Annotated in this window: 10 protein-coding genes and 1 pseudogene; 3 read left to right on the top strand and 8 right to left on the bottom strand. The window is 44.6% G+C overall.

The window, feature by feature from the left end; genetic code table 11:
• Positions 1 to 48: 48 nt before the first annotated feature.
• A pseudogene (locus OC23_RS05540) lies at positions 49 to 699 on the top strand (ATP-binding protein); the annotation flags it as partial.
• Between the two features lie 64 nt (positions 700 to 763).
• On the opposite strand, the gene OC23_RS05535 reads toward OC23_RS05540, so the two are convergent.
• Entirely contained in the window at positions 764 to 1,534 is a 771-nt protein-coding gene (locus OC23_RS05535) for a TorF family putative porin (RefSeq protein ID WP_038343416.1), read from the bottom strand.
• Between the two features lie 739 nt (positions 1,535 to 2,273).
• On the opposite strand from OC23_RS05535, the gene OC23_RS05530 reads away from it, so the two are divergent.
• Positions 2,274 to 3,548: an OprD family outer membrane porin gene (locus OC23_RS05530; protein WP_038343415.1), complete on the top strand. Its 1,275-nt coding sequence runs from the start codon at positions 2,274 to 2,276 to the stop codon at positions 3,546 to 3,548.
• Positions 3,549 to 3,646: 98 nt separating this feature from the next.
• Here the strand turns inward: OC23_RS05530 and ppa are convergent, their stop codons facing one another.
• The gene (ppa, locus tag OC23_RS05525) at positions 3,647 to 4,174 is read right to left on the bottom strand and encodes an inorganic diphosphatase (RefSeq protein ID WP_038343414.1); all 528 of its coding nucleotides are present in this window, start codon (positions 4,172 to 4,174) and stop codon (positions 3,647 to 3,649) included.
• Between the two features lie 115 nt (positions 4,175 to 4,289).
• Positions 4,290 to 4,688, bottom strand: a complete 399-nt coding sequence (locus tag OC23_RS05520; protein ID WP_038343413.1) for an MAPEG family protein — start codon at positions 4,686 to 4,688, stop codon at positions 4,290 to 4,292.
• A 150-nt stretch (positions 4,689 to 4,838) separates the two neighbouring features.
• On the opposite strand from OC23_RS05520, the gene OC23_RS05515 reads away from it, so the two are divergent.
• The gene (locus tag OC23_RS05515; protein WP_038343412.1) at positions 4,839 to 5,228 is read left to right on the top strand and encodes a hypothetical protein; all 390 of its coding nucleotides are present in this window, start codon (positions 4,839 to 4,841) and stop codon (positions 5,226 to 5,228) included.
• 405 nt (positions 5,229 to 5,633) lie between these two features.
• On the opposite strand, the gene OC23_RS05510 is transcribed toward OC23_RS05515, so the two are convergent.
• The 5 genes from OC23_RS05510 to OC23_RS05490 form a co-directional block, all read right to left on the bottom strand.
• Positions 5,634 to 7,313, bottom strand: a complete 1,680-nt coding sequence (locus tag OC23_RS05510; protein ID WP_038343411.1) for a long-chain-fatty-acid--CoA ligase — start codon at positions 7,311 to 7,313, stop codon at positions 5,634 to 5,636.
• Positions 7,314 to 7,470: 157 nt separating this feature from the next.
• Positions 7,471 to 9,690, bottom strand: coding sequence for a DNA topoisomerase IV subunit A (parC, locus tag OC23_RS05505; protein WP_038343410.1), 2,220 nt, complete (start codon positions 9,688 to 9,690; stop codon positions 7,471 to 7,473).
• Positions 9,691 to 9,932: 242 nt separating this feature from the next.
• Positions 9,933 to 10,577: a trimeric intracellular cation channel family protein gene (locus OC23_RS05500; protein WP_038343408.1), complete on the bottom strand. Its 645-nt coding sequence runs from the start codon at positions 10,575 to 10,577 to the stop codon at positions 9,933 to 9,935.
• Positions 10,578 to 10,629: 52 nt separating this feature from the next.
• Positions 10,630 to 11,100 carry a YchJ family protein gene (locus tag OC23_RS05495; protein WP_038343406.1) on the bottom strand — a complete coding sequence of 157 codons (471 nt, stop codon included), beginning with the start codon at positions 11,098 to 11,100 and terminating at the stop codon, positions 10,630 to 10,632.
• Between the two features lie 165 nt (positions 11,101 to 11,265).
• Positions 11,266 to 12,849: a TerC family protein gene (locus tag OC23_RS05490; RefSeq protein WP_038343404.1), complete on the bottom strand. Its 1,584-nt coding sequence runs from the start codon at positions 12,847 to 12,849 to the stop codon at positions 11,266 to 11,268.
• Positions 12,850 to 13,118 lie beyond the last annotated feature (269 nt).

The following is a 13,118-nucleotide window of genomic DNA, read 5'->3' as shown; positions in this document are numbered from 1 at the left end:
TCATTGACCCTAGATCATATTGTCGCATAGTTCTTTGGAAATGACAGTGGCTCGCAGCCCAAACCGGGGGAAATTACTTTGGCACATTTAGGGGTGCTGTTTCTGGATGAATTACCGGAATTTGACCGCAAGGTACTAGAAGTATTACGTCAACCGTTAGAGTCCAAGGAGATCGTGATTTCTCGTGCGGCACGGCAAATGACCTTTCCTGCGAATTTCCAGTTTATTGCTGCGATGAATCCGTGCCCGTGTGGCTATGCCTTTAATCAGGATAGTCGCTGTCAATGCTCCCCGGAAAGTATTCAACGCTACCAGAACCGTATTTCCGGACCATTGCTAGATCGTATTGATTTACATATTGATGTTCCGCCTTTACAGGCCCAGGAACTTCAAGACCGCACGCCAACAGAAAGTTCAGCCAGTGTCAGGCAACGTGTCATCACCGCCTATGAAAGGCAGGTTCAGAGACAGCAGTGTTTAAATCAGGCTTTATCCCCCAAGTTACTGGAACAGCATGCCCTGTTAGATGACAGTTCGACAAAAATCATCGAAATGGCACAACAACGGCTCAACCTGTCTGCCCGTGCCTATCATCGGGTATTGCGCGTTGCTCGCACCATTGCCGATCTGGCAGAAAGTGAAAGGATCAATAGCAGTCATTTAACCGAAGCACTGTCCTATCGGGGCAATCAGGCTTAAGCCTTTTTAAAGTAAAGATAAAAAAGCCAGCAATAGAGCTGGCTTTTTGTTTATCCAAGCAAACTTAGAATGCCTTGGTCAAGGTAAAGACGGCACCGGTCTCGGTACCACGCTTATACGGCTGGAAATCTGCGTCAATATTGGTGCCGACTGCAGCCAGTTCAGCAGTCAGGCCAGATACCGATTTGACACTATAGGTCACACCAACTTTCCAGTCGACATAGTTATCGTCTTCACCACCGGTATCACTGAAGTCATAATTATCGACCTTGGTGTATCCTACACTTGCCACACCACCAAAGCCGGTATCGGCAAACGGAATGTTATAGGTGGCATTGACATACCAGCCATTCTCATCTGTGCCGGCAAAATCGTTGGTATAGTTCAAACTGCCCAACAGGCTATCCCCGGCTGTCAGTACATTTTTAAAGCCCAGTTTTGCATAGAGTTCCAACCAGTTGATATCTGAGGCGCTCGGATAACCGTAATACCATAATCCCACATCCAGGGTCGGCTTGCCGGCAAATGGCAGTTCTGTCGCATAACCGATATAAGGGTCAAGTTCCAGATGAGGGTCCGCTCCGCCAAAATTGACATTTGAGCCCCACACCCCGGCATAAACACCAGATGAATGCGTTAATGCAAAGCCACCTTGTACCGCCGGATCGGATTGGGTTTGTGTGATACCACGATAACGATAATCGGTCGTTAACGCAGCCGTTCCCGAAAAGCTCAGGCCGTATTGAGATAAGGTATTGGGTTGGTCTGCCATCGCAAAAGTCGATGTCACTGCACAAATACTCAACGCGATTGCTTTACATGCAAATTTCATCATCTTGATCTCCCCCATGATGGATATTCGACTGATTTAAATTTTTAAATTGCATCGCCTAGTCAGTAGCAATTGCTGTGCCAACTTCAATCAAACCCCAATTCAACCTGGTTTTAATCAATAACGACGCTCTAATTGCAGTTTTACGACCTCCAAGTTGCCCCCTTGTCAAACTCCTTTGGATTTTTGATCTGTTTAGACGCGCTAACGCATTCAAGACTATTTTTCGCACAAAAAAGAGGCATTTCCTGAATCATAAAACTGCCCAAATTGCTTAAAATATCGGCATATCGTTATAAAAACAGGATGTGTTCCATAAAAGTGCGTAAGTAAAAACTTAAATCTGCCTGAATATGGGTAAGGTTTAGAATGGACAGTCATTACCATTCGTCGGGATGTCATTTTTTGCAGATCAATATGAATATTTTTTAAACAAAGAAAAAATAAATATTTAAAATAAAAGAAAAATTACTTCAATAAATCACACAGTTTCATACGAACCAGACAAAAAATAACCAGCTTGTTTTATGCCCAGAATAAATAATAATATAATTTAAAATCATATATTTAATTTTAAAATGCATGTTTTTTAAACAGGAAATAAATCATAAAATTTTATAAGTATTTTATTTAAAAATAATTAAAATTTTTTAATAAAAATCTATCTTTTTTATGCATAACTTATACAATTGATCAAAATTTCGGTTTTATCCCAAATTTATTATTTCTAATGAGGCGAGCTATGCCAAAGGCAAAGAAACTTACTTTAGCGGTTTTGATTAATGCCGCGTTAATTACCTCAACATATGCAAGCGAACAAAGCGAAGCAAAAGGACTTGTTGAAGACGCCAAAGGGGATATTTTATTCCGTACTGGTTATTTAAATCGTGACAAAAAGAATGGTGTCGAAGACACTAGCTCATATGCTCAGACGGCAATGGTGAAACTTGAAACAGGTTTTACTCAAGGTTTAGTTGGCTTTGGCGCTGGTGTGATCGGCGATGGCTCTTTTAAATTAGGCTCAAATAACAATGCTGGCAACGGCATGATCCCGAAACACCCAGATGGTTCTGCTTATGATCATTGGGCACGTGGCGGCGGTTTTGTAAAAGCACGTATCTCGAATACTACGGTAACTTATGGTACACAGGTTCTCGATATTCCTGTCTTAGCAAGTAATACAGCCCGTTTGGTACCGGAATACTTTGAAGGTGTCTTGGCTACTAGCCGTGAGATTGACGGTTTAGAACTTACTGCAGGTAAATTCACTAAAGATCAGTATTCGGACCAGATCAATACCGACGGCCGTAAGCTAGATAGTGCTGTGGTTTGGGGCGCAAAATACAAATTCGATGACAATTTAAGTACTTCTTATTTTGGCATGGATAGCAAAAACAAACTTAAACGTCATTATGTCAATGCAAACTATAAGCAGCCATTAGACAAAGACAGTGGCCTTACTTATGATTTAAGTGCCTACCATACCAAATGGGATGAAGAAGCGAGCACTTATTCAAGTACGACAGATGATTTGTCTAACCGTAAAAATACCATTTGGGCGCTTTCTACGACCTATAACACAGGTCCACATAGCGTAATGCTGGCGTATCAACAAAACAACGGCAATACCGGTTATGATTACGGCGAGAACGCTGATGGCGCTCAAAGTATCTATTTGCCAAACTCTTACCTGTCTGACTTTATTGGTAACAGCGAAAAATCTGCGCAATTACAATATAACGTCGACTTTGGTGGTTATGGCGTACCTGGCTTAAGCTGGACAACAGCTTATGTCTATGGCTGGGATATCAAAGTCAAGAATTTGACTGATAATGCACATGAACGTGAATTCTTTAACCAGGTAAAATATACCGTTCAATCTGGTTTTGCCAAAGATGCAAGCTTACGTTTACGTCACTCCTATTACCGTGCAAGTGATGAATATCAAACGAATGCCTACATTGGTGATACCAACGAATGGCGTATCTGGCTTGATATTCCTGTGAAATTATTCTAATTCACAGCCCGTCAGGCAATAAAAAACTCCATTCACATGAATGGAGTTTTTTTATAACCAGATTTTAAAATTTTAAACTCTGGTCAAGCAATTCAAAATTACTTTTTAGCCGCTTCGATTGCTTTAAGTACTTCAGCTTTGGCAACGTCAGCACCTTCCCAGCCACTGATTTTGACCCATTTACCCGGCTCTAAATCTTTATAGTGAGCAAAGAAATGCTCAACCTGGCTGATCAATAATGGCGGAAGATCGGTATATTCCTGTACATCTTTATACAGTGGAGATAATTTTTCGTGTGGAACCGCGATCAGTTTCGCATCGATACCACCGTCATCTTCCATGTTTAATTTGCCTACCGGACGGCAGCGAATTACTGAACCGGCAGCAACAGGGTGTGGAGTTACAACAAGTACGTCTAATGGATCACCATCTTCAGACAAGGTATTTGGTACATAACCATAGTTTGCCGGGTAGAACATTGCTGTACCCATGAAACGGTCTACAAATAACGCATCTGAATCTTTGTCGATTTCGTATTTGATCGGTGCTGCATTTGCAGGAATTTCAATAATGACATAGATGTCGTTTGGCGCGTCTTTACCCGCAGGAATATTGCTATAACTCATATCAACACTCGTTTATATTGTGAAGTTAGATGTAAAATCAGACCGATTATACCGTGAATACAGGGAAAATGATGCTAGATATGTAGCGAGCTGGCGAATTTTATAGCCAGCTGGTTCAAGTCATTTTAATGGTAATCACAAGCAGTAGAATCGGGCAAAGCAGGGAGAAAAACCAGATAATCGAACGTAATGTGGCCAGATTGGCCAAATAACAGAGTCCGTAAATGACACGGAATACGATGTACGCCCAGCCAAAGGTCAGAATAAAGCGTTCAGGCACCACCATATATTCTGCCATTAAAATGGCCGCAATAAACAAGGGCAAACTTTCAAAGCTATTTTGTTGCACTGCATTGGCACGGGCAGACAGTCCCGTCGTTTTCGCCAGAAAGTCGCGAGGATTCTGATTGTCCTTTGCTTGAAAACCACCTTTTGATTTTGCAATCAAGGTAAATACATACGGCAACAAACACGCGACGATAATAATCAATATAATGCCGCTAATACCTTGCATGCTGACATCCATCATTTGAAGTTCTTCTGATCATGCTATCATAACTTATGTTTTATTGAACATTCATGTGTACTTGTTCAGCAAGCGTTTCTTTTAGCGCTCTTATTTGTGTAAAAGTTGTGTTTTTTCATACTGTTTTAAGGTCAAGCTATGCCCCAACCCGATCAAAAACAAATGTTTGATGTACTCGCACAGCAACGGCAGCATCAGCTTTTAGTCGATCGTGTACTGAAAGTCGTGCTACCGGTGGTTGCATTCCTGCTTAGTGTGATCTGTGCAAACCTGAACTGGCAATCAACACTCGGTACTTTTGTGATTCTGACCGTCGCTTTTTATGCTGTGGGTATTTATCGCCTGACTCTCTGGCACTGGCTGACGGTCATTGTGCTGTATGCAGTTGCCGACAACTATTTCAGTTTTCATGGCATTGATCCGACCCGGTTACGTTTCCAGCTGGCAACGATGGTGGTCTTTGTGGGAATTGTAGGAATTGGTCGACCTTATATTGATCGCTGGTTGATGAAATCTAATAATAAATAAGCTGAGTTAAGCTGCAAGATTTCTCTAACTTATTGTAAAAATTATATTGGTGGAATCTTGCAGCGTACTCATCCAATTTCAGGATCAGCCTGCGACTGGCCCTACTTTTCTTTCGGGATAAGGCGCATACTCCGCAAGGACAACCATCTTACACAGCGTCGGTGCTGTTTATCTGCAAAACTCGTTGTCTACCATCAACCAGTTTAATCCATCGAAGAAACAACACATTATTAATGAAGTCCTATCTCGAACAGTTGCAGATGACGTTTCCGAGTATCATATTTCATTTAGAATTTTACCTCGAACTCTCAATAAAAAAACGCCGCAATTGCGGCGCCTTTCCAGTATCTCCATCTCCCTTTTTAAAGGGTGAGCTACGGTTATAGTAACGTAAAGGTGAGATTCTTAAGCAGGTTTACGTAAATCCTTACGCAAGATCTTACCCACGTTTGATTTCGGTAATTCTTCCATAAACTCAACATAACGAGGGCATTTATAACCGGTCAGGTTTTGTTTTGCATAAGCAATGACTTCTTCTGTGGTTAAAGAAGGATCTTTTTTCACGATAAATAACTTCGGTACTTCACCTGATTTTTCATCCGGCACACCGATCGCCGCCACTTCCAGTACTTTTGGATGCTTGGCAATCACTTCTTCAATTTCACTTGGATAGACGTTAAAACCAGATACCAGAATCATGTCTTTCTTACGGTCAACAATCTTCACATAACCACGTGAATCCATCACCCCGATGTCACCGGTACGGAAGAAGTTGTCAGCCGTCATCACTTTGGCCGTTTCATCTGGACGGTTCCAGTATCCCTTCATGACCTGAGGGCCACGAATCGAGATTTCACCCTGCTCACCCAGCGCAACTTCATTACCGTCATCATCCAGGATTGCCACTTCGGTTAATGGCAATGGAATACCAATCGTGCCACTGAATTCTGTGGTCGCAGGTGGGTTTGCAGTTGCAACCGGTGAAGTTTCAGATAAGCCATAACCTTCGATAATGGTGGTTCCTGTGATCTTTTTCCATGCTGCTGCTGTGGAAGGCAAGACCGCCATACCACCACCCATCGCCATCTTCAGGTTGCTATGGTCAAGTTGCTTGAATTCTTCATTATTTACCAAGGCATTAAACAAGGTATTTACTGCCGGGAAGAAAGAAGGCTGGTATTTACGTAATTCACCGACCACTGCAGGTAGGTCACGTGGATTTGGAATCAGGATGTTGGCCTGACCTTTATACATACCGTAAAGCGCGCAGACCATGAATGCAAAGATATGATATAGCGGCAGCGCGCAGACAATACGGTCGCCTTTTGCACTGTCAGAAGCGCCAAACTTACTTGAGAAGATCGCTTCACACTGCAGCAGGTTGGCTACAAGGTTGCGATGTGTCAATTCGGCTCCCTTAGAAACACCTGTGGTACCACCGGTGTACTGGAGTACTGCCGTATCGCTCAAGGTCAGGCTTGGACGCTTATAATTGCTTGGATTGGCTTTATTTAATGCAGTATTAAATTTCGTATGGCCAGGAATATTCCATGCAGGAATCTGCTTACGGACTTTGCGTAAAACGAAGTTTACAATAGTTCCCTTGAGCGTACCGAGCATGTCACCCACAGAAGCCACCACCACATGCTTCACAGGTGTTTTACCCAGAATACTTTGATAAACGCTGGCAAAGTTTTCAATGATCACCAATGCTTCTGCACCCGAGTCATTCAACTGATGCTCAAGCTCACGCGCCGTATATAACGGATTGACATTCACCAGAACCAGACCTGCACGGAACACCCCCAATGCCACGACAGGATACTGGAATACGTTCGGCATCATCACCGCAACACGCGATCCTTTTGCCAGGCCTAAAGTTTGCAAATAGGTAGCGAACTTGCGGCTAGCGACTTCTAATTCATTAAACGTTAAAACTTTATCCATGAAGATAAAGGCATCACGTGAACCAAATTTTTGGAAATTGCGTTCAAAAATATCAACAAGTGAGGTGTTTTCAGCAGGCAGTTCAACTGTTTCTGGAATTCCTGTCTTTTGGTATTCAGCAAACCAAATCTTTTCCATAATGCCCTTATCTCCGAGTGGTAATCCTTAAAAATGTAACAACGTTACTTTCCATGGCAAAACATTTTTTTTAACTTTGTGATTTGCCCTGTCAACCTATCCAAACAATATGAATACATTGTCATATATAACGTATTTGTATCACAGAATACTAGCCTTATCTCTGAATGAAGAGTCTATTTGCTTTTTGATATCCACGTGGTAAAAGTTGCCCCTTTGTTGCTCTTTTTCCTAGATATTTTTGAAGATCATCCCCTTTCAGCTTGAGGTGCTGCTGTCCTGCATCGATCTGGATTATTTCATCTAATGTCAGGGTTGTCATGGATAAAATTTGCTCTTTTTCATCAAGTTGTATCAACTTGTTACCCTTGCCTTTGTTCAGAACCGGCAGTTCACTCAAGTCAATAATCAGTAAACGCCCTGATGAACTGAGGATGGCAACATGAGTGGCCTGTTGAATCGGCAATAGCGGTAAGGCTGTTGCATTTTCAGCCACAGTCAAAAAGGCTTTTCCGGCCTTGGCATTAGTGTCCAGCTGGGCAGCCTGACTTTTGAAGCCATAACCGTTGGAACTGGTCGCAAGCAGTTCACTGCCCTCCTCATCAATAAAGACCTGGATAAATGAAACACCACTGGCCGGTGAAAGTTTTGAGCTCAGCGGTTCACCCAGTCCCCGTGCCGAAGGCAGGCTGCTGATCGGCAAGGCATAACTGCGCCCGGTTTCATCCAGGAAATAGACACGCTGATTGGTTTTACCCACTGCATGACTCAGGTACTGGTCACCGGCACGATAATTCAGGTTGGCAGCATCAACATCTGCCCCTTTGGCCGCACGGACCCAGCCGGCTTCCGACAATACAACGGTCACAGGCTCAGCAGGCATTAAATCCTGTTCTTTAATCTGTACCGCATCTGCACGCGCCACAATCGGTGAACGGCGATCATCACCAAACTTTTTCGCGTCTTCTTTCAATTCATTGATAATCAGGTTTTTCAGTGATTCCGGATTGGCCAGTTGCTCACGGATGATGGCCGCTTTGGCTTCCAGTTCTTCCTGCTCCCGGCGAATTTCCATCTCTTCAAGCTTGGCCAAATGGCGCAGTTTGAGCTCCAGAATCGCTTCGGCCTGAATCTCGTCAATACCAAAATGCTGCATTAATACCGGTTTTGGCTGGTCTTCTTCGCGAATAATCCGGATGACCGTATCAATATCCAGATAGGCAATTAACAGCCCCGCCAGAATATGCAGGCGTTTTTCAATTTTATTTAAATGATATTGCAAACGGCGGGTCACGGTTTGCTTACGAATCTCGATCCATTCGAGCAGGATACGGCGAACAGATTTGACTTGCGGACGACCATCAGCCCCGATCATGTTCAGGTTAACACGATAGCTGGACTCCAGATCGGTGGTTGCAAATAGGTGGCTCATCACCGTTTCGGCATCGACACGGTTAGAACGTAATACAATCACGATACGGGTCGGATTCTGATGATCCGACTCATCACGGACATCGCTGACCAGCGGTAACTTTTTGGCAATCATCTGGTCCGCAATCTGGGTAATCACCTTGGAACCAGACACCTGATAAGGTAATTCGCTTATCACGATTTCATTTTTGTCGACCGTATATACGGCACGCATACGGTAACTGCCACGGCCTGTGGTCTGAATTTTGAGTAATTCTTCAGGCGGGGTAATGATTTCCGCTTTGGTCGGCAAGTCTGGCGCAGGAATATACTCGGCCAGTTTGTTATCGGAAATTTCAGGGTTACGAATTAGCGCAATGGTGCCCTTAACCACTTCACGCAAGTTGTGTGGGGGAATATCGGTGGCCATCCCTACCGCAATACCGGTTGTTCCATTTAGCAAAATATTGGGAACACGCGCAGGCAAGGTAATCGGTTCTTTCAACGAGCCATCAAAGTTGTCTTGCCACTCACTGGTGCCCTGGCCCAGTTCGCTGAGTAACAATTCACTATAGGCAGACAGCTTGGCTTCGGTATAACGCATTGCGGCAAATGATTTCGGATCGTCCGGAGAACCCCAGTTGCCCTGACCTTCTACCAGTGGATAACGGTAACTAAAAGGCTGTGCCATCAGGACCATGGCCTCGTAACACGCCGAGTCACCATGCGGATGATATTTACCCAGTACATCCCCCACGGTACGGGCCGATTTTTTCGGCTTGCCGGTCGACTTTAGTCCCAGCTCGCTCATTGCATAAACAATACGGCGTTGTACAGGCTTTAAACCATCACTGATATGCGGCAATGCACGATCCATAATCACGTACATGGCATAGTTCAGGTAAGCCTGCTCGGTGAATTCGGCTACGGAACGGTTTTCTGTTGCATGATGTGCAAGGCTGGTCATTTCAGCAAGTCATCCAAAATCATTGTGATCGTCAATGTTTTGTATGCTATGTGGATGCAGGCGTTGTGACAAGCCCTTGTTGTTGTTTAAACGTCAAATGGTGTCTCAGGAAGATTACAAGACCTCAAAACTTAAACATTCATCATGCTGAGGCGGACGATAAGTGATAAAGCCGCCATTCAAGATCATTTTTTATTATTATTGATTTCTTATTACCTAGCTTAGGTTTTGCCGGAGGCAGATCAATGCTCATCTGTAGAGGAGGCCGATTCTGCATCATCCTCTTTATAGATAAATTTCGGCATTTCCAGACCAAAATAAATCGCAATCAGTCGTAAGGTAAAGCCAAACACCAGCGTAAAAATGACGGTCAGATCGTGTGGTAACCCCACTTGCAGACAAACCCAGTAACAGATAACTGCAACAAAGGAAATACTGGCATACAGTTCACGCCGGAACACTAAGGGCACGTCATTACACAGGATATCACGCAAGATCCCGCCCGATACTCCGGTTAATACCCCTGCCACCGCAGACACCACAAAACCATGTCCCATCGACAAGGCAATCTGGCAGCCAATAATGGTAAAGCCAATCAGGCCTAAAGCATCCAGCACCAAAAAGATGTTGCGCAAATGACGCATCCACTTGGCAATGATAATAGTGACAAAGGCGGCAGCGCAGGTAAGCACCAGATATTCAGGATGTTTCACCCAGGTCAGGGGATAATGCCCGAGCAGCACATCACGTACCGAACCGCCCCCCAAGGCCGTGACACAGGCAATCAGCACCACACCAAACCAGTCCATACTGCGTCGTCCCGCTGACAATGCACCGGTCATGGCTTCCGCAGTAATGGCAATAATATAAATTACGGTGAGTAACATCTGCCTACATCCCTAAATCAGGCATAAAAGTGTGCGCTATTTTAAGTCAAACTTAGATGAATTGTGCACAACATTGCTTAAATTTTTTCCCCGAGCCACAAATACAGGGTTGTTTCATGGTGATTTGCATATCCAGCGTCGGATCAAGAAAATACCACTGCTGTTGATGCAGCACAAAATGTGAAATCTCATGATGAACATGGGCTTGTTTACCATCATGATAATGTGCCTTGAACTCAACCAGCGCATGGGTTTTATCCAGTTTAGGCTGATGCCGGATTACGTCCAGTTGCAGCCATTGATTGGACTGGCTCCAGTCCGCAATTGCGGCACGGTCTAAAGCAGGTTGCTGCCCCAGAGCAGTCGTCTCCAAGATATAGTCAACCTGCTGCAAGGCAAAGGCACTATAACGCGAACGCATCAGTTGCTCGGCATGTTCAGCCTGTCGCTGTTTTAAGTGCAACGGCTGGCAGCACACGGCATATTGCCCCTGACCACAAGGACATGGTTGTAACGACATCATTTTTCCTCTCTGATAAAAATAGCCCCGAGATCAGTCATTGCAATGCAACAACCATCTCAGGGCTATCCGGATAATAGCGCTTTATTTTTCAGGCCACAGCCGGCGAGGCATGGCGTATGCAACCTCTTAGGCGCCGGGCCTTATAAAACCGGTACCAGGCCGGGTTTACCCGCGCTCAGGTTTCTCTTTGGCAATAATGCGCACTTTCTCGATCTTGTGCCCATCCATGGTGACCACTTCAAAGCGGTAACCATCGGCTTCAATCATGTCTCCATTTTCAGGCAAGCGGCCGAGATGGAACAGGATATAGCCCGACAATGTCGAGTATTCTTCGCTCTCATCGACTAAATCTTTACCCAGTAACAAGGAGACATGGCGAATGTCCGTTGAGCCTTCCAGCAACATGGAACCGTCATCTAGGCTTTCTGCGGTTGCTTCCAGCTCATCTTCATCAGGGAATTCACCTGCAATTGCCTCTAAGACATCAATCGGCGTTGCAATCCCTTCAATTGAACCGTATTCGTTCAGTACAATCGCCATTTGCAGTGGCGCCTGACGTAACTGCTCCATGACCATCAGCACTTGCGCATTTTCATGCACGATCACCGGTTCACGCAAATGTTTGCTGAAATCGATGGTGCCTGTTTCGATGTATTCATTCAGGACTTTATGGGTTAAAACAATGCCTTCAATATTGTCCAGCTCACCACGTGCAATGATCAGACGTGAATGGGTCATGGCCATCAGGCGTTCTTTCAGTTCGGCCGGATCATCCTCAAGGTCTAGCCATTCCAGCTCCGGGCGTGGTGTCATCACCGACTTGACCGGACGCTCGGACAAGCCCAGTACCCCCTGCACCAGAACGCTGTGATACACCCCGGTGTCTTCATCAAAGACTTCATTGGCATAGGCCTGGGTGGCCAGTACATCTTCAGCTTCATTGTTCTGGCTTTCATTGCCATTGCCTTTATTGCCGAGCATACGCAATACCGCAGAAGCAGTGCGATAACGCAAGTCTGTGGTCGTGACCAGTTTTTCCTGATTACGGCGCATGGTCTGGTTGACCATTTCCACCAGTACCGAGAAACCGATTGCTGCGTACAGGTAACCTTTAGGTATATGGAAGCCAAAGCCTTCAACCACCAGTGAGAAACCGATCATCATCAGGAAGCCCAGACACAGGATCACCACGGTCGGATGCTTGTTGACAAAGTCCATCAACGGGCGTGAAGCCAGCAACATGATACCGATTGCAATGGTCACCGCAATCATCATGATGGAAAGCTCTTTCACCATACCGACAGCCGTAATCACACTGTCTAGCGAGAACACCGCATCAAGCACCACAATCTGGACAACCACCATCCAGAAGACGGCATGTACCGGATTTTCTTCCTTGAGTGCCTGTTTGCCTTCAATGCGTTCGTGTAGTTCCATGGTGCCCTTAAACAGCAGGAACACACCACCAAACAGTAAAATCAGGTCACGGCCAGAGAACGGATGGTCGAAAATATGGAACAATGGTTCGGTTAAGGTCACCACCCATGCAATCGAGGCCAGCAGCACCAGTCGCATTAACAGGGCAAGTATCAGACCGAGTCTACGAGCAGCGTTGCGTTGTTCAGGTGGTAGTTTTTCTGCCAGAATTGCAATAAAAACAAGGTTATCAATACCGAGTACAATTTCAAGCACCACCAATGTTGCCAAACCAACCCATGCAGCGGGGTCAGACATCCATTCCAGAATCATTGATGTGACTCCTCTGCAAAATCAGCAATATTGTTATGAAGTTGGATTTTTAAAAGATTGGCATGACCAGCCAAAACATTTTTTTTAGGGAATAAGAACAATGCGGAGCGACAACAACCACTACTCATAGAGGTACATAGATTAATAAAAGGATTTTCAGTATAGGCAAGATTTCGCTGAAATTCATCCTTTTTATGTTGAGGTTGTTTGCAAATTCTTTCCAGACGTTACAAAAAGCTTTGTATGTAAAATGTGCATAAAACTGTCAT

Source organism: Acinetobacter sp. A47 (genome assembly GCF_000805455.1).
Classification (GTDB): Bacteria; Pseudomonadota; Gammaproteobacteria; order Pseudomonadales; family Moraxellaceae; genus Acinetobacter.
The sequence above is the reverse complement of the archived record's forward strand: the minus strand, read 5'-3'. Positions and strand labels throughout refer to the sequence as shown.